This is a genomic window from Streptomyces sp. NPDC028305 (assembly GCF_055569495.1).
The window spans coordinates 75,690-100,714 of sequence record NZ_JBVHTN010000013.1 but is presented as its reverse complement, the minus strand read 5'-3'; the positions used below and the strand labels follow the sequence as shown (position 1 = coordinate 100,714).

Below are 25,025 nucleotides of genomic sequence, written 5' to 3'. Positions count from 1 at the left end.
GTTGTTCCCCCCAGGGGTCGGTCAGTCCTCGTCGCGCGGGAAGGCGTGCAGATGGACGCGGACGCGGGCCGAGTCCTCGGTGTCCCGGCCCACTTCCTTCTCGCGATAGCTCTCGATCACCTCGTGCACCTTGTCGCGCATCTCGGCGGCGAGCTCAGGGGTGAGCCGGATGGTGAAGTCACTGATGTCCCAGGCGCGGCGCCATTCCTCGGGCCAGTCGCGCCAGGTGCCGAGCCAGGTGGACAGCTCTTGGCCGTGGGTGGTGGCGAGCTCGTACAGCATGGTGCTCATCGCGCCGCGCAGGGACGGGTCGGCGTCGCGCAGCAGCTCGTCGGTACCCATGCGGATGCCGCGCTGTGCGCTCTTCCACCACCGCTCGCGCCCCTTGCCGCGCTCCGGGTCTTCCACGACGAAGCCGTAGGTGGCCAGCTGCCGCAGGTGGTAGCTGGTGGCGCCGCTGGACTCGTCGAGCCGGTTGGCGAGTTGGGAGGCGGTGGCCGGTCCGTACTCGCGCAGCGCGTCGAGCAGGCGCATCCGCAGGGGATGTGCGAGTCCGCGCAGGGAGCGGGCGTCGAGCACCCGTACGTCGTCGGGCACCGGCTTCTCGTTCTCGGCCATGGTGGCAGCGTAAGCATGCAAAGATTCCGTTGCAAGGATTTATTTGCAACGGAATCTTTGGAGGGCCGGCCGGAAGAGCCGGTCAGTCCTCCGCTGCCTGCCGGACCAGAGGGATGATCCGCAGCGGCACCGGGTTCTCCATCACGATCGTCGTCGAGGCCCGCACGATGCCCTCGAATCCCACCACCCGGTCGATCACCCGCTGGAGATCGGCGTTGGAGCGGGCGACCAGGCGGCAGAGCATGTCGCCATGGCCGGTGGTGGTGTGCAGTTCGAGCACCTCGGGGACGGTCGCCAGATGGCTGCGTACGTCCGGGCCCTGGCCCTGCTTGATCTCCAGCGTCGCGAAGGCGGTGACCGGATAGCCGATCGCCGCCGGGTCCACCTCCGGCCCGAAGCCCCGGATCACGCCCTGGGCCAGCAGCCGGTCGAGCCGTGCCTGGGCCGTGCCGCGCGCGACGCCGAGCCGGCGGGACGCCTCCAGCACCCCGATCCGGGGCTCCTCGGCGAGCAGCGCGATCAGCCGGGCGTCGAGCCGGTCGATTCCCAAGATGGTCCTCCTGGCCTGTCGGGAGTGTGAGGATGGTCACTGTGTACAGAATGCCCGGCCAATCGCGGAATCCGTTACACGGATTGTCCAGTAGATCAGCAAACTGTTGCGCACCCTGAGTCATGGAGTCACGGTGAACACATGACTGAGACGCTGGATCACACCCTGGCCGCCACGGGAGAAGGCGCGCGTCGGGCGGACCCCTTCCCGGTGAAGGGGATGGACGCGGTCGTCTTCGCCGTCGGCAATGCCAAGCAGGCCGCGCACTACTACTCCACCGCGTTCGGCATGAAGCTCGTCGCCTACGCGGGGCCCGAGAACGGCAGCCGGGAGAGCGCGAGCTATGTCCTGGTCTCCGGCGGCGCCCGCTTCGTGTTCACCTCCGTCATCAAGCCCGCCACCGCCTGGGGCACCTTCCTCGCCGAGCATGTCGCGGCCCACGGGGACGGCGTGGTCGACCTGGCCATCGAGGTGCCGGACGCGCGCGCCGCGTACGCCTACGCCACCGCCCACGGCGCCACCGGCATCGAGGAGCCGCACGAGGTCGAGGACGAGTACGGCACCGTGGTGCTCGCCTCCATCGCCACCTACGGCGACACCCGCCACACCCTCGTCGAACGCTCCGGCTACACCGGCCCCTACCTCCCCGGCTTCGCCCCCGCCGACCCGCTGGTCGAGCCGCCCCGTCACCGTAACTTCCAGGCCATCGACCACTGCGTCGGCAATGTCGAGCTGGGCCGGATGGACGAGTGGGTGGCCTTCTACAACGGCGTCATGGGCTTCACCAACATGAAGGAGTTCGTGGGCGACGACATCGCCACCGAGTACTCCGCGCTGATGTCGAAGGTCGTCGCGGACGGCACCCGCAAGGTGAAGTTCCCGCTCAACGAGCCGGCCGCCGGCAAGAAGAAGTCCCAGATCGACGAGTATCTGGAGTTCTACGGCGGCCCCGGTGTGCAGCACATCGCGCTCGCCACCAACGACATCGTGGCGACCGTACGCGCCATGCGCGCGGCCGGTGTCCGGTTCCTGGACACCCCCGACTCGTACTACGACACACTCGGCGAGTGGGTCGGCGAGACCCGGGTGCCCCTGGAGACGCTGCGCGAGCTGAAGATCCTCGCCGACCGCGACGAGGACGGCTACCTGCTCCAGATCTTCACCAAGCCGGTGCAGGACCGGCCGACCGTCTTCTTCGAACTGATCGAGCGGCACGGCTCGATGGGCTTCGGGAAGGGCAACTTCAAGGCACTTTTCGAGGCGATCGAGCGGGAACAGGCCAGGCGCGGCAATCTCTGACTGCGCGAAAGTACTAACTAAAGCTGTTACGAACTTCGGACCGTCTACACTCGGCGCGTTGCTATCCATTACAACGCCGCGTGGTGTATGGGGAGTTGTCGAGGTTCGAATGGCGCAAGACGTGCAGGACATGTACGCCAAAGGGCGGCTGACCAGGAATAAGTTCGCCCTGGGTGGAGGGAAGGCGGCCGCGTCGGGCGCGCTGGGAGTGCTTGCTGTCCCGGTGCCCGACGCGGCCGACGCGGTGGAGGGCCAGATGGGTGCCGTCGAGGGCGGCACGCGGGACCTGCCCGCCCTGACGGCTCAGGAACAGCCCTAGGGCCCGTCGCCCGGGCATCCGCCGAAACGCCCGCTCCCGGACCCACCCGCCGCGCCGATCTTCCCTCCCGGACGGCCGGGTGCGAGTCTGGAGCCATGGCTGATCTGATCGAGATGCTGCGGGAGGGCCTCCCCTCCGAGGCCGTCGTGACCGACCCCGACGTGACGAGCTCGTACGCCAACGACATGGCGAGCTTCTGCGAGGCGGGCACCCCGGCCGTCGTCGTCCTCCCGCGCAGCGTCGAGCAGGTGCAGCATGTGATGCGCACCGCGGCCCTCCTGCGCGTCCCGGTCGTCCCCCAGGGGGCGCGTACGGGTCTGTCGGGGGCCGCCAACGCCTCCGACGGCTGCATCGTCCTCTCCCTGATCAAGATGGACCGGATCCTGGAGATCAACCCGGTGGACCGGATCGCGGTCGTCGAGCCGGGCGTGGTCAACGCTGTCCTGTCGCGCGCCGTCATGGAGCGCGGCCTCTACTACCCGCCGGACCCGTCCAGTTGGGAACAGTGCACCATCGGCGGCAACATCGGCACCGCCTCCGGCGGCCTGTGCTGTGTGAAGTACGGCGTCACCGCCGAATATGTGCTGGGCCTGGACGTCGTGCTCGCCGACGGCCGGCTGCTGAAGACGGGCCGCCGCACCGCCAAGGGCGTCGCCGGTTACGACATGACCCGGCTGTTCGTCGGCTCCGAGGGCAGCCTCGGCATCGTCGTCCGCGCCGTGCTCGCCCTCAAGCCCGCCCCGCCCGAGCAGCTCGTCCTCGCCGCGGAGTTCCCCTCCACCGCGGCCGCCAGCGACGCCATCTGCCAGATCATGGAGCGCGGGCACACCCCCTCGCTGCTCGAACTCATGGACCGCACCAGCGTCCGCGCGGTCAACGCCATGGCCAACATGGGCCTGCCGGACTCCACCGAGGCCCTGCTCCTGGCCGCCTTCGACACCCCGGACCCCGCCGCCGACCTCGCCGCCGTCGGCGAGCTGTGCACCGCCGCGGGCGCCACCGAGGTCGTCCCCGCCGAGGACGCGGCCGAGTCCGACCTGCTGCTCCAGGCCCGTCGGCTGACCCTCCCGGCCCTGGAGGCGGTCAAGGGCGTCACGATGATCGACGACGTCTGTGTGCCGCGCTCCCGGCTCGCCGCCATGATCGACGGGACCGCCGCCATCGCCGAGAAGTACGCCCTGACCATCGGCGTCGTCGCCCACGCCGGTGACGGCAACACCCACCCGACCGTCTGCTTCGACGCCACCGACCCGGACGAGTCGCGGCGCGCGCGGGAGTCCTTCGACGAGATCATGGCGCTGGGGCTCGAACTGGGCGGCACGATCACGGGGGAGCACGGGGTGGGGGTGCTCAAGCGCGAGTGGCTGGCGCGGGAACTGGGCCCGGTGGGGGTGGAGTTGCAGCGCGGCATCAAGCAGGTCTTCGACCCGCTGGGCCTGCTGAATCCGGGCAAGCTGTTCGTGTGAGGTCAGCGCTGTCGCGGCGCGGGCGGGGCCGCGCCCGCGCCCACGCGCGCGAATATCCTTCGCTTCGGAAGCCGGGCGGATCTAGCATGCGTCGCGATGACGAGCCTGACCGAGAACATTCGCCCCTTCCATATCGATATCCCCCAAGCCGACCTGGACGATCTGCACGAGCGACTCGATCGCACGCGTTGGCCCGATGAACTCCCGGGAGTGGGCTGGGCGTACGGCATCCCGCGCGACTATCTGCGGGAGCTCGTACGGTACTGGCGCCACACCTACGACTGGGGCGCCGCCGAGGCCCGACTGAACGAGTGGCCGCAGTTCACCACCACGATCGACGGGGCGAACATCCACTTCGCCCACATCCGCTCACCCGAACCGGACGCCACCCCGCTGATCATGACGCATGGCTGGCCGGGCTCCTTCGCCGAATTCACCCAGGTCGCAGGCCCGCTCACCGACCCGAGAGCCCACGGCGCCGACCCCTCCGAGGCGTTCCATCTGGTGTTGCCGAGCATCCCGGGCTTCACCTTCTCAGGACCGACACACGACACCGGCTGGGAGTACCACCGGGTGGCCGCCGCGTTCGCCGAACTCATGGAGCGCCTCGGCTACCGGCGATACGGCACACAGGGCGGCGACTGGGGTTCCGCGATCTCCCGCGAAATCGGCCGCCTCCACCCCGACCGCGTCATCGGCGTCCACCTCAACCTCATTCCCGGCTCCTCCGCCGGCGAGGAACCCGACCCCGCCCACCTGGCCACCCTCGCCCCGGCCGAACGCGCCCGCACCCTCGCCTCCTGGGAACTGCACCAGCGGTGGGCCCGCGACCGCCAGGGCTACGCCGACATCCAGTCCACCCGCCCCCAGACCCTGGCCTACGGGCTCACCGACTCACCGGTCGGTCAGCTCGCCTGGATCGCCGAGAAGTTCAAGGAGTGGACCGACTCCCGCGACAGCCCCGAAGACGCCGTCGACCGCGACCAGCTCCTCACGGACGTCATGCTCTACTGGCTCACCGGCACCGCCGGGTCCTCCAGCCGCATCTACTACGAGCGCGCCCACTCCCCCTACTGGGGCGCGCCCCCGGAGCCCTCCACCACCCCGACCGCCCTCGCTGTCTTCCCCCGCGAGAACTTCATTCCGCTGCGGCATATCGCGGAGCGGACGAACAACATCGTGCGGTGGACGGAGTACGACCGGGGCGGGCATTTCCCGGCGATGGAACAGCCGGACCTGCTGGTCGCGGACATCCGCGCGTTCTTCCGCGACCTCGGCCGATGAGCGGTGCGGCAGCCCGGAGCCCGCGCTGCCGTTCACCCCAGATCGGACATGTCGAGTACGAAGCGGTAGCGCACATCGTTGCGCCGGAGACGGTCGAGGGCCTCGTTCACCTGCGATGAGGGGAGCACCTCGATGTCGGCGGTGATGCCGTGTGCGGCGCAGAAGTCGAGCATGGCGGCGGTCGCGAGCCTGCCGCCGCTGCCCGCGGAGCTGAGTTTCTTGCGCCCCACGAGCAGGTCGGTGGTCTCCACGGTGACGGGTCCGAGGTGTCCCAGGTGGCTGAGTGTTCCGTCCATGGCGACCAGGCCCAGGTAAGGGCCGAGGTCGTGCGGGGCGGAGATGGTGTCGATGACAACGTCGAACCGGTCGCGGGCGTCAGCCATCTGCTCCGGGTCCGTGGAGACGATGAGACCGTGGGCGCCGAGCCGGCGAGCGTCGTCGCCCTTGTCCGCTGAGCGGCTGATAACCGAGGTGTCGGCGCCGAGCGCCACGGCGATCTTGACCGCGAGATGGCCCAGACCGCCCAGTCCCGCCACGGCGACGCGGGTCCCCGGCCCCACACCGAGGGCGTGCAGCGGTTCCCAGACGCCCGTCGTAGGTCAGGGTCGGGAAGGCTCGGCAGAAGTTCTCCTGATCGGCCCGGCACATGGCGCCGGGCCTCAGCCCTTGACGGCCTCTGCGATCTGTAGGGCGGCCTGGGCGGGTGTGAGGTGCGTGGTGTCGACGACCTCGGCCTCGTCGTGGAGCCATGTGCGGGCCGCCTCGGCGTAGGGCTCGAGGTATTGGAGACGGAACGGGGAGTTGGGGCCGACGACGGTGTCGCCCGCGATGCGCCCGCGGAGGGTGTCCTGGTCGGCGTGGAGGACGAAGTGCCTGATCGGGATGGCGTGTTGGGCGAGGCCCGCGCTGATCTCGCGCCAGTACTCCTCGACCAGGACGGTCATGGGCATCACCAGGGTGCCGCCGGTGTAGTCGAGCACGCGGCGGGCGGTCTCGACGACGAGCGGCCGCCACGGCGGCCAGTTCTGGAAGTTGTCCGTCACGGGCAGCCCCGGCGTGATGTTCATGAGTGTCTCGCCGACCTTCTCGGCGTCGAACACCCGTGAATCCGGGATCAGCTGCTGCACGAGCGCACTGGTCGTCGTCTTGCCTGCGCCGTGGGTGCCATTGAGCCATACGATCATGGGCCCCAACGCTAGCGCCGTGCGGGCGCCGACGCTGTGGATCGCCAGTATTCGAACGTATAGTCGAGTGCCCGGTCTGCGCGCAGCGCACCGACGCGGGATGTGTCAGCGCCACGGGGTCGGGTACTCGCCTCCAGAACCCGGACATATGTCACCCCGACCGCTGGACGGAATCATGACCGACCTCCCCGATGACAACACCGTTTCCGCCACCCAACACGCCCTCGGCGAACTGGCGGCCGCCCGCGCGGACGATTCGGCGCTGGACACCCTTGCCAACAGCGAAGTGCTGCTCCCTGCCGCCGATGCCACAGAGGACACGGACCCAGGGGCCGTGACCCTGCCCGTGCTCGAACAGGAAGACGGCGCCCAGCTCGTGCCGGTCTTCACCACCCCGGACCGCATGCACCAGGCCCTGCCGCAGATCCACCGCTACCACCGGGTGCCGCTGGGCGCCCTGGCCCAGGGCTGGCCCTCCGACGAGCTCTCGCTGACCATCGACGCGGGCGCGCCGGAAGAGGTGACCCTCACGGGCGGTGGCGTACGGACCCTGCTGACGCGTCCCGCTGGGTGAGCGGGGACGGGCACACCGGCCCTTCGCTTCAGTGGCGGGCATAGTGCCGGGCCACTGCGTGGAACGCTTCCTTCGGTTCCCAGTGCCAGCGAGGCGTCGCGTCCTCGAAGGTCTTCCAGATCGGCTTGACGATGCCGTAGCTCGCCAGGTCGAGGTCGTAGCGCGGGCTGGCCCGGTGCGGGTTGTCGGGGGCGACGAATTGGTACACCAAGGCCGCGTAGAGGTTCATGGACTCGAAGACATCGAGCAGGTCGGTGAGATACGTGGCCTGCGTCCGCTCGCTGCGCACCGGATCGCCGATGATCTCCGGGGGATCCTTGTCGTAGTCGACCACGTACCAGCCCATGCCGCCCTGCTCCGGGGCGCCCTTGAAGGTGCAGGTGCCGAACTCGGAGATGACGACCGGTTTGCGCCGGCGCAGGAACGGCGTGAGCTCACGGACGTAGTCGGCCCGGTCCGGGAAGTATGAGTAGTAGTTGACGCTGACGATGTCGAACAGGTCCCAGTCGACCTCTTCGTCCTGCGCCGCGCCGTACGTCATCCGGCCCTTGAAGACGGACCTGCCGACCTTCGCGGCCCGCGCGGTGAACTCGCGCAGCCGGCGCACCATCTTCTCGGGGTCGAAGTTTCCGCTGAGCATGTTCTTGACGCGCTCAAGCGCGTTGTCACCCGGCACGATGCCCGGGACGAACAGCACGAACTCGGCGCCCACGCTGAGATGGACCCGCGCGCCCTGGCGCCGCAGGTGCTCGGCGTGCCTGCCGGTCTCCGCCAAGTGGTCGAGGATGTCCTGATGGGAGACGTCCGCCAGGCGCGGCTGGAGCCAGATATGCAGCCCGCGCTCCGCCGCCTCCGAAGAGGTGGCCTTGAGCCGGTCGATACCGGTGCCGAAGACCGAGACGGAACTGGCGTGCAGCTCGTCTCCGATGGTCCGGATGTCCTTGCGCATCCTCGCGGCGCTCCAGCTGGTCGCCGGTGTGTCGCCGTCGATGACCTCGTACGACACGCCCCGGTAGGTCAGGCCGGCCGGGCTGCGGCGACTGCGCGCCTCGGCCCGGCCCGGTGTCAGCAGCGCCCCCGCCGCACCCGACGCCGCTACGGCCCCCACGGATCCCGCCCCCGCCAGAAAACTCGCCCGGCTGATTCCCTTGCTCCGCACTGTGTCTCCCCCTGGTGTCCGGGCCTGCTGTCTGCGACCCATCACCAGTTTCGGGAGCGGCGGCCCGCCCTGTCGTCGGCCAAAGGTCTGTGCGTCTGCGACTTAAGTCGCAGACGCACAGACCAAAGCGCAGTCGGCTAGCCCTTCAGCGACGCGATGTCGATCACGAACCGGTACCGCACATCGCTGCTCACGACCCGCTCGTAGGCCTCGTTGATCTGGTCAGCGGTGATCACCTCGATCTCCGCACCGAAGCCGTGCCCGGCGCAGAAGTCCAGCATCTCCTGCGTCTGCCGGATGCCGCCGATCTTCGAGCCCGCCATCGACTTACGGCCCATGATCAGCGAGAACTGGTGGAAGGAGCTCGGGAACTCCGGGCCGCCCACGTGCACCATCGTGCCGTCCCGCTTCAGCAGCGAGAGGTACGCGTCCAGCGGGATGTTCGCCGAGACCGTGTTGATGATGAGGTCGAAGGAGCCGGCCAGCTCGGCGAAAGTCGACTCGTCGCTCGTCGCGTAGAAGTGGTCGGCGCCCAGGCGCAGGCCGTCGTCCTTCTTGCGGAGGGACTGGGACAGGACGGTGACCTCCGCGCCCATGGCGTGGGCGATCTTCACGCCCATGTGGCCGAGGCCGCCGAGGCCCACGATGGCGACCTTCTTGCCGGGACCGGCGTTCCAGTGGTCCAGGGGCGAGTAGAGGGTGATGCCGGCGCACAGCAGCGGGGCGGCGACATCGAGGGAGAGGCCGTCGGGGATGCGCACCGCGTAGTTCTCGTCGACCACGATGTGCGTGCTGTAGCCGCCGTAGGTGGGGGAGCCGTCGTACTCCTTGCCGTTGTACGTCGCCACCTCGCCCTTGAGGCAGAACTGCTCCTCGCCCGCCAGGCAGTTCTCGCACTCGCGGCAGGAGTCGACGAAGCAGCCCACGCCGACCCGGTCGCCGACGGCGTACTTGGTGACGCCGGAGCCGACCTCGGTGACGACGCCCGCTATCTCATGGCCCGGCACCATCGGGAACAGGGCGGTGCCCCACTCCTCACGGGCCTGGTGGATGTCGGAGTGACAGATGCCGGCGTACGCGATCTCGATCAGGATGTCGTGCTCGCCGACCGGGCGGCGCTCGATGGTGGTGCGCTCCAGCGGGGCCTTGGGGGCCGGGGCCGCGTAGGCGGTGACGCTGGTGGTCATATCAGTGATCTCCCTGAGTGGGGTTCTCGGATGTGGGGTTCCGATATACGGAAGGGGTGGGGGGAGGGGACGGGGAAAGGGAAGGGGATGAAGGGGCCGCGGGGCGGTCGGGCGAGGGTGCGGTCCAGTTGGCGAGCAGCCGCAGAGCCTCCTCCGAGGGGGATCCGGGCTCGACCGTGTATATGCACAGCGCCTGGTCGGCATCGCCGGGGAAGGCCACGTTCTCGTAGGACAGCGTCATCTCCCCGACCAGCGGGTGGTGGTAGATCTTGACGCCGTGGGTCTTCTCCCGCACGTTGTGGTCGGCCCACCACGTACGGAACTCCGGGCTCTTGATCGTCAGCTCGCCGACCAGCTCGGTGAGGACCGGGTCATCGGCGTTGCGGCCCGCCTGGAGCCGCAGACCGGCCACCATCTCCGACGCGTAGTTCTCCCACTCGCCGTAGAGCTCGCGGGCCGCCGGGTCGAGGAACATGAAGCGGATCATGTTCCGCTCGCGGTACGGCAGCGCGTCGAAGTCGACGATCAGCGCACGGGCCAGCCGGTTGGAGGCCAGCACATCGCTCCTGCGCCCGAGCACGAACGCGGGCGAGACCGCCGCGTCCAGCGTCTGGAGCAGGCGGTACACCCCGGGCCGCACCCGCTGGGGGCGGGGCGGCCGGCGGCGCTGGGCGCGGCGGGGCCGTGGCTTGGCCAGCTCGAAGAGGTACGCACGCTCGGTGTCGTTCAGGCGCAGGGCCCGGGCGACGGCGTCCAGTACCGCCTCCGAGACATTCAGATGGCGGCCCTGTTCCAGCCGCGTGTAGTAGTCCGTGCTCACCCCGGCCAGCTGCGCCAGCTCCTCGCGGCGCAGCCCCGGCACCCGGCGGGGGCCGGAGGTGGTCAGGCTCACGCCCGCGTCCTCAGGGCGCAGCCGAGCCCTGCGGGTGCGCAGGAATTCACTGAGCTCGGTGTTGCGGTCCATGTTTCAAGTATTCGCGGCCCGAGAGGCGTGCGGCCGTGCCAACGTAGGTCTGCTGGACCTAGGGGCGCCGGACCTAGGCAGGCCGGAACCAGTCGGCCGGCCCCCGGCCGGTCCGGGCCCCGCCGGGGCCCCGCGGGGGTACGGCGCGGCCTCGCGGGCGTACGGCGGGGGCGGCTCGTGCGGCGTGGGTCCGCTCGTACGGCGCGGAGACGTCCGCTTGTGCGGTGGTGGCGCGCTCGCACGGGAGAGTGGTGCCCGCCGGTGAGGGCTACGGCCCCCGGGCCGGTCTGATAGACCTTGACAGCGCGCTCCGTGTTGCACTGCGGCTCTTGTACGGCAGACTGCTTGTCGCCCCCCACCGCGACGCACCTCACAGGCGCGGCGCAGCACAGCACGGCCGAGCAGATACGGGACATCGGAGATCATGAGCGCCCCTACCTCAGGATCCGCGGACGGCACCTCCATTCCTGGCTTTTATCCGGATCCGTCCATCCCCAACTACATCCGTTACTGGAACGGCGCCGCCTGGGTGCCCGGCACCAGCCGGCCCGCGCCGGGTGTGGGCGAGGCCATGCCCGCCCCGCCGCCCGGGGTGACCTACACGCACGTCACCGCGCCCCTGCCGGACGAGACCGGCCCCATGTATCTGGACGAGGAGCCTCCGCCCGCCGGGGACAGCGGCCGGGCGGCGCTGCCCGAGCTGCGTCCGCGCGGCGAGATGGACGTACGAGGGGACGGGCGGCCGGAGGTGCGGCCCGACGCGCGGAGCGGGCAGGGGCCCGAGCAGGTGCCGCCGTCCCCGGGCGTGGGCGGCGCGACTCCGGCCGCCATGGACTGGAACGACCCGCAGCGGCTGCACGGCACCCGGCCGGAGCCCGCGTCGGCCTGGCAGGCGGACGCGTCCCGGCAGTCCGGCTTCGGCGGCGAACAGGACCGCCGCGTCTCCTGGGGCTCGGACCCGGCCGAGGCCGGGGCGGGACCCCGGGGCTCGGGGCCCGGCGGGCCCGCCAGGCCGGGGGTGCCCGATCCGCGCCGGGCCGTCAGCGGTCCGGGTGGTGACAGTGGCCCCGGCGGTGCCGGCGGTGCCGAACCGCCCGCGTCCGCGCAGGCCCTGCCGCCCGCCCGGCGGGCCCCGGAGCTGCCCCCGGCGGAGCCGCCGGGCCCGGAGGACACGCCCGGTGGTGGGCGTACGACCGGCGGGGACGGCACGATCTCCATCCGCGCGGTCCGGCCCGGCCAGGCCGGACCGGGTGCGGGCGGCGGCGCGCCCACGCGCGACGACGGCACCATGACGATCCGCGCTCTCGGGCGCGGTGCCCCGAAGCAGGGCGGTGGTGCGGCGAACCCCGCGCAGCCCGGTGGGCAGCCCGGTGGGGCCGCTCCCGCCGCTCCCGCGCAGGGCCCGGGTGCGCTGCCCCCACAAGGTGGCGTCGTGCTCCCCGGTGGCGCTCCCGCGCAGGGCCCGGGCGGGGTCCCCGGCGGCGGCGTCCCCGTTCAGGGCGGCGCGCCCGCGGCCCGGCACCAGCCGCAGCCGCAGGCCCACCCTCAGCCCCAGCCCCAGCCCCAGCCCCAGCCGCAGCCGCAGGCCCACCCGCAGCCGCAGCCGCAGCCCCAGCCAGGGTGGCAGCAGCAGGTGCGGCAGCTCGCGCAGCAGCCCGCGCCTGGCGCCGCCCCGCCCCCCGGGGCGCAGGGCGGTGCGCCGGAGGGCGTCATTCCGTGGAAGCCCCCCGTCGACAACCCCTTCCAGCGGGCCGCCCAGGCCCAGGGGCGGCCCGCCGCCCTCGGCCGTCGCCTCCTGGCCCGGATCATCGACTCCGCCGTACTCCTCGGTGTCGTCGGCGCGGCCGCGTATCCGCTGTGGACCAAGGCGAGCGACCACTTCGACGAGAAGGTGGAGCGCGCCAAGCTGACCGGCGAGACCGTCACCGTCTACTGGCTGGACGGCACGACGGGCGTCTACCTCGGGGTGGTGCTCGGCCTGCTGCTCGTGGTCGGGCTGATCTACGAGGCGCTGCCGACCGCCAAGTGGGGTGCCACGCTGGGCAAGAAGCTGTGCGGGGTGCGGGTCCTGGACATCGAGGGGCACGACAGCCCCTCGTTCGGCGCCGCGCTGCGCCGCTGGCTGGTGTACGGGGTGCTCTGGCTGCTGGTGATCGGGGTCTTCAACGTGCTGTGGTGCCTGTTCGACCGCCCATGGCGGCAGTGCTGGCACGACAAGGCGGCGCGCACCTTCGTGGCGGGGCGCGGCTGAGCGGCCCCGCGTCGGTGTACGGGCCCGGGTCGGTTACCGAGGTCACGGGGCGCTGACTCGTACGGTCCATCCCGCTCGCCCGAACGGAGCGCGCCGGATGCGGCGGTCCCGGCTCCGGGGTCGACTCGGGCCATGAGCACCGACCAGCCGACGCCGGAGCCCGACGAGCCCCGGCCCAATGAGCCCCGGCCGAGCGAGCCGGGGCCAAGTCAGCCGGGGCCAGGTCAGCAGGGGCCGGAGCAGGCACGGCCGGATCAGCCGGGCCCGAGCGAACAGGGTCTGGGCGAGCCGGGGCCGGGCGAGCCGGGGCCGGGCCAGGCTGGGGCGGGCGAGCAGCCGGAGGGCGAGTCGTTCGCCAAGCAGCAGCCGCCGCCCTCGTACGGCTCGCCCTACGGCGACGCGTACGGCGGTCCTCACGGCAGCGCCGACCCGCTCGCGGGCATGCCCCCGCTCGCGAACCGCGGCCGTCGCCTCGTCGCCCGGATCATCGACGCGCTGATCGTGGGCATCCCGGTCGGGCTGGTCCTGGCCGTGCTGGTGGGCGATTACGACCCGGTGAACAACAACGACGAGGCGACCGTCATGACGATCGTCTACGCCCTCGTCTACTTCGTCTATGAGGGGCTGATGCTGACCAAGTACGGCCAGACGGTGGGCAAGAAGGTCATGAAGATCCGCGTCGCGATGCTGGAGAACGGGGAGATCCCGGCCGGCCAGCCGGGTTGGCTGCGCGCCGGTACGTACTCCCTGCCGGAGATCGTGCCGTGCTGCGGCTTCATCTTCTGGCTGATCAATGTGTTGTGGTGCACCTGGGACCGGCCGTACCACCAGTGTCTGCACGACAAGGTCGCCAAGACGGTCGTCGTCTCCGTGCCCTCCTGAGCCACCGTCCCCGCGATCCATCGCCCCGAGCTATCCGCCGTCCGTGGCCTGCTGGTGTAATCGGGGCATGAGCCCCGACCAGCTGTCGTATCCGCAGTACAACCGCCCCGTAGGAATGCCGCCGCCGGCGACCCCCGGCCAGCGCTTCGTCGCCCGGCTGGTCGACACCCTGATCCTCGGCGCCATCTGGACCGTGGCGCTCGCCGCGACCGGCGCGCTCAAGTACTCCATGGACAACCCCGGCGAGCAGGACATCGGCAAGGTGACCCTCGCGCTGGTGATCACCATGGCGGTCTACTTCGTATACGAAGGCGTGATGCTGGCCCGCAGCGGTCAGACGCTGGGCAAGAAGGCGCTGCGCATCCGGGTGGCGATGCTGGCGGACGGGGATGTCCCGGGCCGCCAGGGCTGGGTGCGGGCCGTGGTGTACGTACTGCCGGGGATGTTGATCCCGCTGCTGGTGGGCACGCTGTTCTGGCTGCTCAACGTTCTGTGGTGCACCTGGGATCAGCCGCTGCGCCAGTGTCTGCACGACAAGGCGGCCAAAACCGTGGTGGTGGCGGCCTAGCGATACCGGCCGTCGCCGCGCGACGTCAGCCGTGCAGCGAGTGCTCGCTGACCCGCGGCTCCACGGGCTCGGCGTGGGCGTGTGCGGGGGTCCGCGGCGCGGGTACCGGCACCGTGCGGTTCGTCCGCGCTGTCGCCGCGCGGCCGGCGCGCGGGGTGCCGGGCATCGGCACCGTGAGGGCGACGAGGAGCCCCAGCGCCAGCCCGGCCACGGCGATCACCGTGACCCCGAGACCCGAACGCGACTGGGACAGCAGCAGCATGGCGAAAGTCGACAAGACGACGGTGGCCGAACCGTAGGCGAACTGGGCAGGAGTCGGACGCGGCATGGCTGGATCCGTCCTCGAGGCAACGACTATGCGGGGGGCATGAGTCATACGGGTGTGCACCGGCAAAATGACTCTACGGTGCTGAATGCCCGAGGGGGAACGCGAGTAAGCGTGACCTGACCCACGACGCCGTTGCATGGGGGGCGCACGGGCGCACGGGGCCCTACGACGTTTCAACTGGTGAGACGGCCAAGCCGGTTGGCGTCCGAAATGCGGTAAGGGTGGGCCCGGAAACGTACTTGTCTCGTCTGCCCAAGTCAAGGGCTGTCTTTTCTCCTGCCTCTCCGGTCAAATGTCCCGCACTGGTTTCACTGGGGAGGACTGGAGAAGAGTGAGCAGCCAACGGAGGGCCGTGAGATCGGCCGCCATCGCCACCGTCGTTGCCGCGCTCGGCGCGGCGGCCCTGTCGACCGGAGCGGCCCAGGCGAACGACGGTTCGTCTACGCGCGTGGAACGCCACGACCCCGCGCCCGCGAAGACCGACGTCGAGCACGACCTGGCCGGGCCTTACAGCAAGCAGCAGGAGGCGCAGCGGCAAGAGGCGCTGCAACAGGTGATATCCGGGGACGCGAAGGCGGACCGGCGCGGCGCGTCCCAGGTGGTGAAGCTCGGCAAGGGGAAGTACGTCGAGCTGGCCCGGGAGAAGACCGACAAGATCTTCACCATCCTGGTCGAGTTCGGCGACAAGGTCGACGACACCACCATGTACGACCCGGACGGCCCGGACGGCCCCGAGCCGCCGGTGAAGAAGTACGGCGGCGAGCCGGGCCCGGCGCACAACACGATCGCCGAGCCGGACCGTGCCAACGACAACAGCACGGCCTGGCAGAAGGACTACAACCGCGAGCACTTCCAGGACCTCTACTTCTCCGACGAAAAGGGGAAGGAGTCGCTGAAGAAGTACTACGAGAAGCAGTCCTCGGGCCGCTACTCGGTGGACGGCGAGGTCTCCGACTGGGTCAAGGTCGACTGGAACGAGGCCCGGTACGGCTCCAACTACTGCGGCGACACCAACTGCGCCAACGCCTGGGACCTGATCCGCGACGGCGTGAACCAGTGGGCCAAGGACCAGAAGGCCGCCGGCCGCAGCGACGACGAGATCAAGGCGGACCTGGCGAAGTACGACCAGTGGGACCGCTACGACTACGACAACGACGGCAACTTCAACGAGCCCGACGGCTACATCGACCACTTCCAGATCGTCCACGCCGGTGAGGACGAGTCGGCGGGCGGCGGCGCCCAGGGCACGGACGCGATCTGGGCCCACCGCTGGTACGCGTACGGCACCGACGCGGGGCGGACCGGCCCCGGGGAGAACAAGGCCGGCGGCGCGCAGATCGGCGACACCGGCATCTGGGTCGGCGACTACACCATGCAGCCGGAGAACGGCGGGCTGGGCGTCTTCGCCCATGAGTACGGCCACGACCTGGGCCTGCCGGACGAGTACGACACCACCGGCAGGGGCGAGTCGTCGGTCGCCTTCTGGTCGCTGATGTCCTCCGGCTCCTGGCTGGGCACCGGCGAGGACGCCATCGGCGATCTGCCGGGCGACATGAGCGCCTGGGACAAGCTCCAGCTCGGCTGGCTGGACTACGACACGGCCAAGGCCGCGACGAAGTCCCGGCACACCCTCGGGGTGGCCGAGTACAACACCAAGAACCCGCAGGCGCTGGTGGTCCAGCTGCCCGACAAGGCTGTCACCACCGAGGTCGTGCAGCCCGCCGAGGGCTCCAAGCAGTGGTGGAGCGGCATGGGCGACGACCTCAAGAACACCCTGACCCGGTCGGTCGACCTGACCGGCAAGTCCAAGGCGAGCCTGGACCTTCAGGGTTGGTGGGAGATCGAGGACAACTACGACTACCTCTACACCGAGGTGTCCACGGACGGCGGCGCCAACTGGACGCCGGTGGACGGCACGGCGGACGGCAAGTCCATCCCGCGCGACGCCGGCGACAAGCCCGCGCTGACCGGGACCTCGGGCGCGTACAAGAAGCTCTCCTTCCCGCTCGACGCCTACGCGGGCAAGAAGATCGATCTGCGCTTCCGCTACCAGACGGACGGCGGCGTGGCCGGGACGGGCTTCGCGGCCGACGCGATCACCCTGACGGCGGACGGCGCGCCGGTGCTCACCGACGGCGCCGAGGGCGACGACAACGGCTGGACCGCGAACGGCTTCTCGCGCATCGGGGCGTCCTTCTCCAAGGACTACCCGCAGTACTACATCGCGGAGAACCGCCAGTACGTGTCGTACGACAAGACGCTCAAGGTCGGCCCGTACAACTTCGGCTGGCTCAACAGCCGGCCCGACTGGGTCGAGCACTTCCCCTACCAGAACGGCCTGCTGATCTGGCAGTGGGACACCTCGCAGCCGGACAACAACGTCGGCGTGCACGCCGGTTCCGGCCGGATCCTGCCGGTCGACGCGCACGCCACCCCGCACACCTGGGCGGACGGCACGCTGATGCGCAACCGGATCCAGGCGTACGACTCGCCCTTCAGCCGGTACCCGACGGACGGCTTCACGCTCCACAAGAACGGCGTCGCGACGAAGGTTCCGGCGAAGCGGGGCACACCGGTCTTCGATGACCGTAAGGGTACGTACTGGTACGAGTCGAATCCGACGGGTGGGGTGCGCGTTGCTGACACCAACACCAAGATCAGCATCCTGAAGGAGCTCCCGGGCGCCTCCACGCTGACCGTCCAGGTCTCCCCGTCCACCAGATAGATCAATAGATCTGCCATCGTCGCAGGTCAGAGCGGCATCGGCCGTCGCCCCCTAGCGGGCGGCGGCCGTTCGCGTTTAGATGCCCCTAGACCTTTCTTGCTGACACGACGTCTCACGGGGGACATGGACACATGGCCGACGGAGGATTCACCAAGCTGCCGGGAGGCAGCGTGGTCGTGGCACTGACCCTGCCGCGACCGCTGGGCGAGGGCGGCGTACGGGTGCTCGTACACGCCGCGAACCGCCAGCGCGCCCTGACCAGGCTGCGCAATCTCGGACTGCGGGCGGTGTACCTGCGGGGGAACAGCGCGCCGCCGACACCGGACGAGGTGACGGCGGTGCTGCACCATCCGGACGGCCTGGTGTGGCGTACGGCGCCGTACGGGGTGGGGGAGCTGTGGCACCCCATCGCGGCGCTGCTGCGGCCGCCCGCGACGGCATAGCCCGGACGGGGCAGTCGGGGTCAGACCACCGGCTTGCCCGAGAGCTCCACGCCCGCCTCCCGGAGCTCCTCCAGGGCCCGCTCCGTGGTCGGCTGGGCGACCCCGGCGGTCAGATCCAGCAGGACGTGCGTCGTGAACCCCTCACGGCGCGCGTCCAGGGCCGTGGCCCGCACACAGTGGTCCGTGGCGATGCCGACCACGTCCACCTCGGTCACCCCGCGCTCGTGCAGCCACCGCGCCAGCGGCATGCCGTTCTCGTCGGCGCCCTCGAAGCCGCTGTACGCCGCCTCGTACGCGCCCTTGTCGAAGACCGCGTCGATGGCCCCGGAGGCCACGGCGGGCGCGAAGTTCGGGTGGAAGCCGCTGCCCTCGGTGCCCGCCACGCAGTGCGGCGGCCAGCTGCGCACGTAATCGGGATTGTCGGAGAAATGGTCCCCGGGGTCGATGTGGTGGTCCCGGGTGGCGACGACATGGCGGTAACCGGGCGTCGCCTCCCCGATGAGATCCGTAATGGCGGCGGCGACATCCGCGCCGCCCTGGACCGCGAGGCTGCCCCCCTCGCAGAAGTCGTTCTGGACGTCGACGACGATCAGTGCCCGGTGCATGGCGTGCGCCTTCCGGCTGGGATCAGATGAGGACCGGTAAGCGACTCGGCCCGAAGCGGTTTGGTGTGCTAGTGGTCTGCCGGCTGCTGTGGATGTAACCGAGGGTAGAGACTCGGCCTGGTTTGCGGGAGTGGGCGGGGGGCGGCCACCGGGCCGGTGGGATCGTGCTCCGGCACGATACGGCGGCCGGGCGCGAGGCCAGGCGCACGCGCCGCATCGGCCGGTGTGCACGCCGTCTCCGCGCGCCGCGTTGCGCCCTGCCATGCGCCCTGCCCGGGCGCGGCATCAGGGCCCCGCGCAGGGCCGTCTCCGGCCGCGCCGCCCCGGTTCCCCGGCGGGGGTCCCCGGGGTCACCCCATCGCGTACTCCGTCGGGATGACCGGCTCGCCGCGCGACAGCTGGGTCGCCGACATCGGCAGCCCCGCCCGCGCCGCCACGTGCCGGTCCCGCGCCGCGTCCAGCGGCTCGCGGGCCACGACCTCGCCCTCGCGCACCAGCTCGGCCAGCAGCTGCCGGTCCGCTAGCCCCGGCGGGACCGGGCCGCTGCCGACCACCTCGGCCTCGGCCATGCCGTCCGCGTCCAGCCGCCGGGCGGCCCACTTGCGGCCGCCGACCGAGGTCTTGGAGCCCATGGACTTCTTCGCCACGGGGCGCAGCGGCGCCCCCGGGGCGTCGGATTCGGCCCGGGCGACCAGCTTGTAGACCATCGAGCAGGTCGGGTGCCCGCTGCCGGTGACCAGCTGGGTGCCGACCCCGTACGCGTCCACGGGCGCGGCCGCGAGCGAGGCGATGGCGTACTCGTCGAGGTCGCTGGTGACCACGATCTTGGTGTTCTTGGCGCCGAGCTCGTCGAGCTGATGGCGCACCCGGTGGGCGAGGAGCAGCAGGTCGCCGGAGTCGATCCGGACCGCGCCCAGCTCGGTGCCCGCGACCTCGACGGCGGTGCGCACCGCCTCGGCGACGTCGAAGGTGTCGACCAGGAGGGTGGTGGCGCTGCCGAGGGAGGCGACCTGTGCGGTGAAGGCGTCCCGCTCGGAGTCGTGCAGCAGGGTGAAGGCGTGCGCGCTGGTGCCCACGGTCGGGATCTTGTAGCGGAACCCGGCGGCCAGATCGGAGGTGGAGGCGAAGCCTCCGACGTACGCGGCGCGGGCCGAGGCGACGGCGGACAGCTCGTGGGTGCGGCGCGCGCCCATCTCGATCAGCGGCCGGCCGCCCGCGGCCACGGACATCCGGGAGGCCGCGGCGGCGACCGCGGAGTCGTGGTTGAGGATGGAGAGGATCACTGTCTCCAGCAGGACGGCCTCGCCGAAGCTGCCCTCGACGCGCATGATCGGCGAGCCGGGGAAGTAGACCTCGCCCTCCGGGTAGCCCCAGATGTCGCCGCGGAAGCGGTAGCCGGCCAGCCATTCCAGCGTCGGTTCGTCCACGATCCGCTGGTCGGCGAGGAAGTCCAGGACGTCGCTGTCGAAGCGGAAGTTCTCCACGGCGTCCAGCACCCGGCCGGTGCCGCCGACCACGCCGTACCGCCGTCCCTCGGGGAGGCGGCGGGTGAAGACCTCGAAGACCGAGCGGCGGTCGGCGGTGCCGGCGCGCAGTGCGGCCTGGAGCATGGTCAGTTCGTACCGGTCGGTGAACAGCGCTGTCGATGGCACGTCCACCGGCAGCCCGAGGTGAGCGGTGTTCATGGAGGATGATGCTACCTCCGATACTCGTCAGAGTGACGATTTCTGGTGCCGGACGAGGTGCCGGTTCGGATGGGGTGCCGGTTTATGCGACGGGCCATGCCGGGTGGCAGCATGGGGGGTGTGAGTGCGACACCGGTGGAGATCGAACGGCCCCAGTCCAGCGAGGCGCCTTCGGCGGTACCCGAACCTGACGTTCCGTGGGTCACGGTGGTGCACAACGATCCGGTCAACCTCATGAGCTATGTCACGTATGTCTTTCAGACGTACTTCGGCTATTCGAAGGACAAGGCGCACCGACTGATGCTGGACGTCCACCACAAGGGCCGCGCGATCGTCTCGAGCGGCACCCGCGAGGAGATGGAGCGCGACGTGCAGGCGATGCACGGGTACGGCCTGTGGGCGACTCTCCAGCAGGACCGCTGATGGCGGGGCACTTCGAGCCGCTGCCCGGCGGCGGGGCCACGGTGGCCCTGGACGAGGTGGAGATCTCCATCCTGCGCAGCCTGGCCGTTCAGCTGCTGGAGCTGATCGGGCCCGGCACGGAGCCGGTGGAGGGGCGCGACCCGCTGGACGCGCTGTTCGCCGACGGGCCCACCAAGCCGCCCGCGGACCCGGCGCTCGCCCGGCTGTTCCCGGACGCGTACGGCGGTCCCGGGCAGAAGCGGGGGGCCGACGAGGAGGCCGCGGCGCTGGACGCCTCGGCCGAGTTCCGCCGCTACACCGAGAACGACCTGCGGGCCCGCAAGCGCGAGGACGCCCTGGCGGTGGTGCGCGGCCTGGACGCCCTCGAGGGCTCCGGGGCGGGGGCGGAGGCCGAGGGGGGTGAGGCGGAGGCCGGCGTGCTGGAGCTCTCGCCCGAGCAGTCCCGGCAGTGGCTCGGCGCCCTGAACGACCTGCGGCTGGCCATCGGCACCCGGCTGGAGGTCACCGATGAGGACGACGGCGGTGAAATGCTCCGGCTTCCGGACTCCGATCCGCGTAAACCCATGGTGATGGCGTACTTCTGGCTCGGCGGCCTCCAGGAGACCCTCGTCGAAACGCTGATGCCCTGATCACTGAGTGTTCGTTTAGAGGATGCTCAAGTCCGGATAACGATCGCGTCACCATGACGGGGGCCTTTGCCATCTGAGGTCCTATTTGCCCGCTTCTTCCTGTGGTGTACCGCACATCTACCCGTGTCGATCAGTGTTGCCGCCGTGATAAATCTTCACGATCGCCAGCCCCCTACAGGAAGAAAGGCGTACAAACCATGACCTCAGTGCGGGTCGATCGGCCTGGAGACGACGCTGTCGGCGATGGGGCCGCGGGTACCACTTCCGAAGAGGGTTACGAGCGGGGCCTGGGCAGCCGCCAGGTCCAGATGATCGCCATCGGCGGTGCCATCGGCGTCGGGCTCTTCATGAAGGCCGGGGCGAACATCGCCAAGGCCGGGCCCAGCATCATCCTCATGTACGCGCTCGCCGGCGTGGTCATCTTCTTCATCATGCGGGCGCTCGGCGAGCTGCTCCTCTACCGGCCGGTCACCGGATCCTTCTCGGAGTACGCCCGGGAGTTCCTCGGCCCGTTCTTCGGCTTTGTCACCGGCTGGACGTACTGGCTGATGTGGGTGGTCACCGGCATGGCCGAGCTCACCGCGGCCGCCATCTACATCCACTTCTGGTTCCCGTCGATCCCGCAGTGGGTCAGCGCGCTGGTCTTCCTGGTGGTGCTGTTCGGGGTCAACCTGATCTCGGTGAAGATCTTCGGCGAGGTCGAGTTCTGGTTCTCGATGGTCAAGGTCACCGCCATCATCGGCATGATCGTCATCGGTCTTGGCGTACTCACCCTCGGCTTCTCCGACGCCGGTGACACCGCCTCCGTCTCCAACCTCTGGTCGCACGGCGGCATCTTCCCGAACGGCATCGGCGACAGCCTCATGACCCTCCAGGGCGTCATGTTCGCCTACATCGCCGTCGAACTGGTCGGCGTCACCGCGGGCGAGTCCGAGAACCCCGAGAAGACCCTGCCCAAGGCGATCAACACCCTGCCCTGGCGCATCCTCATCTTCTATGTGGGTGCCCTGCTGGTCCTGCTCGCCGTGGTCAAGTGGACCGAGTTCTCGGCGGACGAGAGCCCCTTCGTCCACGCCTTCTCGGTGATCGGCATCCCCTTCGCCGCGGGCATCGTCAACTTCGTCGTGCTCACCGCGGCCCTGTCGTCCTGCAACTCCGGCATGTACTCGACCGGCCGGATGCTGCGCGACCTGGCCTCCAACGGCGAGGCCCCGAAGGCGTTCGGCAAGCTCAACGCCCGCAAGACCCCGGCCATCGGCATCACCCTGTCCGTCGCCCTCATGGGCGTCGGCGTGGTCCTGAACTACCTGGTCCCGGAGAAGGCCTTCGGGTACGTCACCTCGGTCGCCACCGCCGCGGGCATCTGGTCCTGGGCGATGATCCTGGTCAGCCACATCCGCTACCGCGGCGCGGTGCGCGCCGGACGGCTGAGGGCCTCGTCCTTCCCGGCCCCCGGCGGCGCGGTCTTCAGCTGGGTCGCGCTGATCTTCCTGCTCTTCGTCACCTGCCTCGTCGCCTACGACAAGGACGCCCGGATCTCGCTGTACGTCGGCGCCGTCTGGGCCGTGTGCCTGGCCGTCGGCTGGGCGGTCCTGAAGAACCGCGGCCCGCGGGCGGCCGACGCGGCCCCGGAGCCGGAGCGCCTGGCGCAGTAGCGAACGGGCCTCGCGACGTAGCGGCGGGCCTCGTCTCGGCAGACGGGCTCCGGATCTCACGGTCCGGAGCCCGTCTTATTCTTTGGCCATGCTGACCATCACGCAGGCCCTCCATGACCAGATCGTCGCGCACGCCCGCGCCGACCACCCCGACGAGGCCTGCGGCGTGATCGCCGGTCCGGCCGGCAGCGGCCGCCCCGAGCGGTTCATCCCGATGCTCAACGCGGCCCGCTCGCCCACCTTCTACGAGTTCGACTCGACCGACCTACTCAAGCTCTACCGCGAGATGGACGACCGGGACGAGGAACCCGTGGTCATCTATCACTCGCACACCGCCACCGAGGCCTACCCCTCCCGCACCGACCTCTCGTACGCCAACGAGCCCGGCGCGCACTACGTCCTGGTCTCCACCGCCGAGTGCGGCAACGACGAGGGCCCGGTCCAGTTCCGGTCCTTCCGGATCGTGGACGGAGAGGTGACCGAGGAGGAGGTCAAGGTCGTCGAGGCCTACTGAGGCGGCCCCATATCTCGCATCGTGGTCGGTGGCCGCCCGCATCGCGGGACGGCTCTCGGGAAGCGGGAGGGGGAATCGATACGATGACCCCATGGTTGTCGATGATGTGAGCGAGAAGACGCCGGGCATGCTGCTCGTGGCGCGCCTCCACGTCGACCTGTGCCGGCTCGCCAGCGCGATGTGTCCGCGCCCGGCCGCCGCCTGACCGCCGCGGAGTCACGCCCCCGCCCGCGCGCCCGCCGCGCGCACCGACCCTCCCCCCGGACGCCGTCCGGGAGGGCCTGAATCCCGCCCTCCGACAGGAGCCCACACACATGGCCATCGAGGTCCGCATCCCGACCATCCTCCGCACCTACACCGACGGCCAGAAGGCGGTCGAGGGCAGCGGGAACACGATCGCCGAGCTCTTCGCCGACCTCGAGACCCGGCACACCGGCATCCAGGAGCGCCTGCTCCAGAACGGTGAGCTGCGCCGCTTCGTCAACGTCTACCTGAACGACGAGGACGTGCGCTTCCTCGACGGCATCACCACCAAGCTCTCCGACGGCGACAGCGTGACGATCCTCCCGGCGGTCGCGGGCGGCGGGGTCTGATGCGGTACGACAGCCCTCTGGCAGCGGTCGGCAATACGCCGCTCGTCAGGCTGCCGAGGCTCTCGCCCTCCGCCGACGTCCACATCTGGGCGAAGCTGGAGGACCGCAACCCGACCGGCTCGATCAAGGACCGCCCCGCGCTCCACATGATCGAACAGGCTGAGAAGGACGGCCGGCTGGCACCGGGCTGCACCATCCTGGAACCGACCTCCGGCAACACCGGCATCTCGCTGGCCATGGCGGCCAAGCTCAAGGGCTACCGCATCGTGTGCGTCATGCCGGAGAACACCAGCGAGGAGCGGCGCCAGCTGCTCGCCATGTGGGGCGCGGAGATCATCTCCTCGCCCGCCGCCGGGGGTTCCAACACGGCCGTGCGGGTCGCCAAGGAGCTCAGCGCCGAGCACCCGGACTGGGTGATGCTCTACCAGTACGGCAACGCCGACAACGCGGGCGCCCACTACGCCACCACCGGCCCGGAGATCCTGGCCGACCTGCCGTCGGTCACCCACTTCGTCGCCGGGCTCGGCACCACCGGGACCCTGATGGGCGTCGGCCGCTATCTGCGCGAGCACATCCCCGGAATCCAGATCGTGGCCGCCGAGCCCCGCTATGACGACGTCGTCTACGGCCTGCGCAACCTCGACGAGGGCTTCGTACCCGAGCTCTACGACGAGTCCGTGCTGACCACCCGCTTCTCGGTCGGCTCCGAGGACGCGGTGGCGCGCACCCGGCAACTCCTCGCCGAGGAGGGCATCTTCGCGGGCGTCTCGACGGGAGCCGCGCTGCACGCCGCGCTCGGCGTCGCCCGCAAGGCGGTGCAGGCGGGCGAGAGCGCCGATGTGGTCTTCGTCGTCGCCGACGGCGGCTGGAAGTATCTGTCGACGGGCGTCTACACCGCCGCCACGACCGAGGAGGCCATCGAGACGCTGCACGGCCAGCTCTGGGCGTAGCCCGCGGCCGCAATCGGGGGGCTGGGGCTGTGGGGGCGGGTGGATCGGACCGGGACCGCCGGGAAGCCAGTTCCCGGCCGTCCTGGTGATTCCGCCCACAACGTGGGCCTGTGGAGGAGCGACCAGGGCTTTAGCGCCTTACGCTCGTGGGCACCGCATGACCCCTGCAC

26 protein-coding genes and 1 pseudogene are annotated in these 25,025 nt (G+C 70.3%); 17 read left to right on the top strand and 10 right to left on the bottom strand.

The features are described 5' to 3' along the window. Nucleotides 1–21: 21 nt before the first annotated feature. Nucleotides 22–618, bottom strand: a complete 597-nt coding sequence (locus ACZ4WQ_RS43660; RefSeq protein ID WP_398368935.1) for a helix-turn-helix domain-containing protein — start codon at nucleotides 616–618, stop codon at nucleotides 22–24. 82 nt (nucleotides 619–700) lie between these two features. Then, a complete protein-coding gene (locus ACZ4WQ_RS43655) occupies nucleotides 701–1,168 on the bottom strand; it encodes an Lrp/AsnC family transcriptional regulator (RefSeq protein ID WP_311727337.1) in 468 nt (155 codons plus the stop codon). Between the two features lie 141 nt (nucleotides 1,169–1,309). Between ACZ4WQ_RS43655 and hppD the strand changes: the two genes are divergently transcribed. From hppD to ACZ4WQ_RS43635, 4 genes are all read left to right on the top strand, one after another. Next, complete coding sequence (hppD, locus tag ACZ4WQ_RS43650) at nucleotides 1,310–2,467, top strand: 4-hydroxyphenylpyruvate dioxygenase (RefSeq protein ID WP_385340319.1); 1,158 nt, start codon at nucleotides 1,310–1,312, stop codon at nucleotides 2,465–2,467. A gap of 109 nt (nucleotides 2,468–2,576) precedes the next feature. Then, nucleotides 2,577–2,786, top strand: a complete 210-nt coding sequence (locus ACZ4WQ_RS43645) for a hypothetical protein (protein ID WP_398368938.1) — start codon at nucleotides 2,577–2,579, stop codon at nucleotides 2,784–2,786. Nucleotides 2,787–2,881: 95 nt separating this feature from the next. Beyond that, nucleotides 2,882–4,252 (top strand): FAD-binding oxidoreductase, encoded by a 1,371-nt coding sequence (locus tag ACZ4WQ_RS43640; protein ID WP_398368940.1) that lies wholly within the window; start codon nucleotides 2,882–2,884, stop codon nucleotides 4,250–4,252. A gap of 96 nt (nucleotides 4,253–4,348) precedes the next feature. Next, nucleotides 4,349–5,536, top strand: coding sequence for an epoxide hydrolase family protein (locus tag ACZ4WQ_RS43635; protein WP_398368942.1), 1,188 nt, complete (start codon nucleotides 4,349–4,351; stop codon nucleotides 5,534–5,536). Nucleotides 5,537–5,568: 32 nt separating this feature from the next. Here the strand turns inward: ACZ4WQ_RS43635 and ACZ4WQ_RS43630 are convergent. Beyond that, nucleotides 5,569–6,187: pseudogene (locus ACZ4WQ_RS43630) on the bottom strand (zinc-binding dehydrogenase); the annotation flags it as partial. Between the two features lie 8 nt (nucleotides 6,188–6,195). Next, nucleotides 6,196–6,720, bottom strand: a complete 525-nt coding sequence (locus ACZ4WQ_RS43625) for an AAA family ATPase (protein WP_311727332.1) — start codon at nucleotides 6,718–6,720, stop codon at nucleotides 6,196–6,198. Nucleotides 6,721–6,895: 175 nt separating this feature from the next. Between ACZ4WQ_RS43625 and ACZ4WQ_RS43620 the strand changes: the two genes are divergently transcribed. Next, nucleotides 6,896–7,294 (top strand): SseB family protein, encoded by a 399-nt coding sequence (locus ACZ4WQ_RS43620; RefSeq protein WP_311727331.1) that lies wholly within the window; start codon nucleotides 6,896–6,898, stop codon nucleotides 7,292–7,294. 28 nt (nucleotides 7,295–7,322) lie between these two features. On the opposite strand, the gene ACZ4WQ_RS43615 is transcribed toward ACZ4WQ_RS43620, so the two are convergent. The 3 genes from ACZ4WQ_RS43615 to ACZ4WQ_RS43605 all read right to left on the bottom strand — a co-directional run bounded on the left by ACZ4WQ_RS43615 (nucleotide 7,323) and on the right by ACZ4WQ_RS43605 (nucleotide 10,604). Next, entirely contained in the window at nucleotides 7,323–8,495 is a 1,173-nt protein-coding gene (locus ACZ4WQ_RS43615) for an abortive phage infection protein (RefSeq protein ID WP_468022860.1), read from the bottom strand. A 95-nt stretch (nucleotides 8,496–8,590) separates the two neighbouring features. Further along, nucleotides 8,591–9,640, bottom strand: a complete 1,050-nt coding sequence (locus ACZ4WQ_RS43610; protein ID WP_398368945.1) for an NAD(P)-dependent alcohol dehydrogenase — start codon at nucleotides 9,638–9,640, stop codon at nucleotides 8,591–8,593. 1 nt (nucleotide 9,641) lies between these two features. Continuing rightward, entirely contained in the window at nucleotides 9,642–10,604 is a 963-nt protein-coding gene (locus tag ACZ4WQ_RS43605) for a helix-turn-helix transcriptional regulator (protein WP_385340330.1), read from the bottom strand. 424 nt (nucleotides 10,605–11,028) lie between these two features. On the opposite strand from ACZ4WQ_RS43605, the gene ACZ4WQ_RS43600 reads away from it, so the two are divergent. The 3 genes from ACZ4WQ_RS43600 (at nucleotide 11,029) to ACZ4WQ_RS43590 (ending at nucleotide 14,305) form a co-directional block, all read left to right on the top strand. Beyond that, complete coding sequence (locus ACZ4WQ_RS43600; protein ID WP_468022859.1) at nucleotides 11,029–12,855, top strand: RDD family protein; 1,827 nt, start codon at nucleotides 11,029–11,031, stop codon at nucleotides 12,853–12,855. Between the two features lie 132 nt (nucleotides 12,856–12,987). Further along, nucleotides 12,988–13,737 (top strand): RDD family protein, encoded by a 750-nt coding sequence (locus ACZ4WQ_RS43595; protein WP_468022858.1) that lies wholly within the window; start codon nucleotides 12,988–12,990, stop codon nucleotides 13,735–13,737. Nucleotides 13,738–13,804: 67 nt separating this feature from the next. Continuing rightward, nucleotides 13,805–14,305, top strand: a complete 501-nt coding sequence (locus ACZ4WQ_RS43590) for an RDD family protein (protein WP_311727325.1) — start codon at nucleotides 13,805–13,807, stop codon at nucleotides 14,303–14,305. 25 nt (nucleotides 14,306–14,330) lie between these two features. Here the strand turns inward: ACZ4WQ_RS43590 and ACZ4WQ_RS43585 are convergent, their stop codons facing one another. Beyond that, entirely contained in the window at nucleotides 14,331–14,633 is a 303-nt protein-coding gene (locus ACZ4WQ_RS43585) for a hypothetical protein (protein WP_311727323.1), read from the bottom strand. Between the two features lie 331 nt (nucleotides 14,634–14,964). On the opposite strand from ACZ4WQ_RS43585, the gene ACZ4WQ_RS43580 reads away from it, so the two are divergent. Together ACZ4WQ_RS43580 and ACZ4WQ_RS43575 are read left to right on the top strand one after the other, a co-directional pair. After that, nucleotides 14,965–17,358 carry an immune inhibitor A domain-containing protein gene (locus ACZ4WQ_RS43580; protein WP_385340337.1) on the top strand — a complete coding sequence of 798 codons (2,394 nt, stop codon included), beginning with the start codon at nucleotides 14,965–14,967 and terminating at the stop codon, nucleotides 17,356–17,358. A gap of 131 nt (nucleotides 17,359–17,489) precedes the next feature. Continuing rightward, nucleotides 17,490–17,801 carry a hypothetical protein gene (locus tag ACZ4WQ_RS43575; RefSeq protein ID WP_089512381.1) on the top strand — a complete coding sequence of 104 codons (312 nt, stop codon included), beginning with the start codon at nucleotides 17,490–17,492 and terminating at the stop codon, nucleotides 17,799–17,801. A 20-nt stretch (nucleotides 17,802–17,821) separates the two neighbouring features. Here ACZ4WQ_RS43575 and ACZ4WQ_RS43570 read toward each other — a convergent pair whose 3' ends face one another. Further along, nucleotides 17,822–18,406, bottom strand: a complete 585-nt coding sequence (locus tag ACZ4WQ_RS43570; protein ID WP_311727321.1) for a nicotinamidase — start codon at nucleotides 18,404–18,406, stop codon at nucleotides 17,822–17,824. A 350-nt stretch (nucleotides 18,407–18,756) separates the two neighbouring features. After that, nucleotides 18,757–20,091 (bottom strand): nicotinate phosphoribosyltransferase, encoded by a 1,335-nt coding sequence (locus ACZ4WQ_RS43565; protein WP_311727320.1) that lies wholly within the window; start codon nucleotides 20,089–20,091, stop codon nucleotides 18,757–18,759. 111 nt (nucleotides 20,092–20,202) lie between these two features. On the opposite strand from ACZ4WQ_RS43565, the gene clpS reads away from it, so the two are divergent. The 7 genes from clpS to ACZ4WQ_RS43530 all read left to right on the top strand — a co-directional run bounded on the left by clpS (nucleotide 20,203) and on the right by ACZ4WQ_RS43530 (nucleotide 24,855). After that, nucleotides 20,203–20,514 (top strand): ATP-dependent Clp protease adapter ClpS, encoded by a 312-nt coding sequence (gene clpS, locus ACZ4WQ_RS43560; RefSeq protein WP_311727319.1) that lies wholly within the window; start codon nucleotides 20,203–20,205, stop codon nucleotides 20,512–20,514. Next, nucleotides 20,514–21,143: a DUF2017 domain-containing protein gene (locus ACZ4WQ_RS43555; RefSeq protein WP_311727318.1), complete on the top strand. Its 630-nt coding sequence runs from the start codon at nucleotides 20,514–20,516 to the stop codon at nucleotides 21,141–21,143. The genes clpS and ACZ4WQ_RS43555 overlap by 1 nt, the downstream gene beginning before the upstream one ends. 197 nt (nucleotides 21,144–21,340) lie before the next feature. Beyond that, nucleotides 21,341–22,798 (top strand): amino acid permease, encoded by a 1,458-nt coding sequence (locus tag ACZ4WQ_RS43550; RefSeq protein WP_468022857.1) that lies wholly within the window; start codon nucleotides 21,341–21,343, stop codon nucleotides 22,796–22,798. Nucleotides 22,799–22,886: 88 nt separating this feature from the next. Then, nucleotides 22,887–23,312, top strand: coding sequence for a M67 family metallopeptidase (locus ACZ4WQ_RS43545; protein WP_311727315.1), 426 nt, complete (start codon nucleotides 22,887–22,889; stop codon nucleotides 23,310–23,312). 91 nt (nucleotides 23,313–23,403) lie between these two features. Beyond that, nucleotides 23,404–23,517: a putative leader peptide gene (locus ACZ4WQ_RS43540; RefSeq protein ID WP_311727314.1), complete on the top strand. Its 114-nt coding sequence runs from the start codon at nucleotides 23,404–23,406 to the stop codon at nucleotides 23,515–23,517. A gap of 109 nt (nucleotides 23,518–23,626) precedes the next feature. Beyond that, nucleotides 23,627–23,905 carry a MoaD/ThiS family protein gene (locus tag ACZ4WQ_RS43535; protein WP_311727313.1) on the top strand — a complete coding sequence of 93 codons (279 nt, stop codon included), beginning with the start codon at nucleotides 23,627–23,629 and terminating at the stop codon, nucleotides 23,903–23,905. Further along, on the top strand, nucleotides 23,905–24,855 hold the full coding sequence (locus tag ACZ4WQ_RS43530; RefSeq protein ID WP_468022856.1) for a PLP-dependent cysteine synthase family protein: 951 nt from the start codon (nucleotides 23,905–23,907) through the stop codon (nucleotides 24,853–24,855). Before ACZ4WQ_RS43535 ends, ACZ4WQ_RS43530 begins: the two co-directional genes overlap by 1 nt. Nucleotides 24,856–25,025 lie beyond the last annotated feature (170 nt).

Bases quoted from the DNA above. Each gene is read 5' to 3' on its own strand.
- ACZ4WQ_RS43660 (WP_398368935.1), bottom strand. From the start codon at position 618: ATGGCCGAGAACGAGAAGCCGGTGCCCGACGACGTACGGGTGCTCGAC.
- hppD (WP_385340319.1), top strand. From the start codon at position 1,310: ATGACTGAGACGCTGGATCACACCCTGGCCGCCACGGGAGAAGGCGCG.
- ACZ4WQ_RS43645 (WP_398368938.1), top strand. From the start codon at position 2,577: ATGGCGCAAGACGTGCAGGACATGTACGCCAAAGGGCGGCTGACCAGG.
- ACZ4WQ_RS43640 (WP_398368940.1), top strand. From the start codon at position 2,882: ATGGCTGATCTGATCGAGATGCTGCGGGAGGGCCTCCCCTCCGAGGCC.
- ACZ4WQ_RS43635 (WP_398368942.1), top strand. From the start codon at position 4,349: ATGACGAGCCTGACCGAGAACATTCGCCCCTTCCATATCGATATCCCC.
- ACZ4WQ_RS43625 (WP_311727332.1), bottom strand. From the start codon at position 6,720: ATGATCGTATGGCTCAATGGCACCCACGGCGCAGGCAAGACGACGACC.
- ACZ4WQ_RS43620 (WP_311727331.1), top strand. From the start codon at position 6,896: ATGACCGACCTCCCCGATGACAACACCGTTTCCGCCACCCAACACGCC.
- ACZ4WQ_RS43615 (WP_468022860.1), bottom strand. From the start codon at position 8,495: ATGGGTCGCAGACAGCAGGCCCGGACACCAGGGGGAGACACAGTGCGG.
- ACZ4WQ_RS43610 (WP_398368945.1), bottom strand. From the start codon at position 9,640: ATGACCACCAGCGTCACCGCCTACGCGGCCCCGGCCCCCAAGGCCCCG.
- ACZ4WQ_RS43605 (WP_385340330.1), bottom strand. From the start codon at position 10,604: ATGGACCGCAACACCGAGCTCAGTGAATTCCTGCGCACCCGCAGGGCT.
- ACZ4WQ_RS43600 (WP_468022859.1), top strand. From the start codon at position 11,029: ATGAGCGCCCCTACCTCAGGATCCGCGGACGGCACCTCCATTCCTGGC.
- ACZ4WQ_RS43595 (WP_468022858.1), top strand. From the start codon at position 12,988: ATGAGCACCGACCAGCCGACGCCGGAGCCCGACGAGCCCCGGCCCAAT.
- ACZ4WQ_RS43590 (WP_311727325.1), top strand. From the start codon at position 13,805: ATGAGCCCCGACCAGCTGTCGTATCCGCAGTACAACCGCCCCGTAGGA.
- ACZ4WQ_RS43585 (WP_311727323.1), bottom strand. From the start codon at position 14,633: ATGCCGCGTCCGACTCCTGCCCAGTTCGCCTACGGTTCGGCCACCGTC.
- ACZ4WQ_RS43575 (WP_089512381.1), top strand. From the start codon at position 17,490: ATGGCCGACGGAGGATTCACCAAGCTGCCGGGAGGCAGCGTGGTCGTG.
- ACZ4WQ_RS43570 (WP_311727321.1), bottom strand. From the start codon at position 18,406: ATGCACCGGGCACTGATCGTCGTCGACGTCCAGAACGACTTCTGCGAG.
- ACZ4WQ_RS43565 (WP_311727320.1), bottom strand. From the start codon at position 20,091: ATGAACACCGCTCACCTCGGGCTGCCGGTGGACGTGCCATCGACAGCG.
- clpS (WP_311727319.1), top strand. From the start codon at position 20,203: ATGGGGGGTGTGAGTGCGACACCGGTGGAGATCGAACGGCCCCAGTCC.
- ACZ4WQ_RS43555 (WP_311727318.1), top strand. From the start codon at position 20,514: ATGGCGGGGCACTTCGAGCCGCTGCCCGGCGGCGGGGCCACGGTGGCC.
- ACZ4WQ_RS43550 (WP_468022857.1), top strand. From the start codon at position 21,341: ATGACCTCAGTGCGGGTCGATCGGCCTGGAGACGACGCTGTCGGCGAT.
- ACZ4WQ_RS43545 (WP_311727315.1), top strand. From the start codon at position 22,887: ATGCTGACCATCACGCAGGCCCTCCATGACCAGATCGTCGCGCACGCC.
- ACZ4WQ_RS43540 (WP_311727314.1), top strand. From the start codon at position 23,404: ATGGTTGTCGATGATGTGAGCGAGAAGACGCCGGGCATGCTGCTCGTG.
- ACZ4WQ_RS43535 (WP_311727313.1), top strand. From the start codon at position 23,627: ATGGCCATCGAGGTCCGCATCCCGACCATCCTCCGCACCTACACCGAC.
- ACZ4WQ_RS43530 (WP_468022856.1), top strand. From the start codon at position 23,905: ATGCGGTACGACAGCCCTCTGGCAGCGGTCGGCAATACGCCGCTCGTC.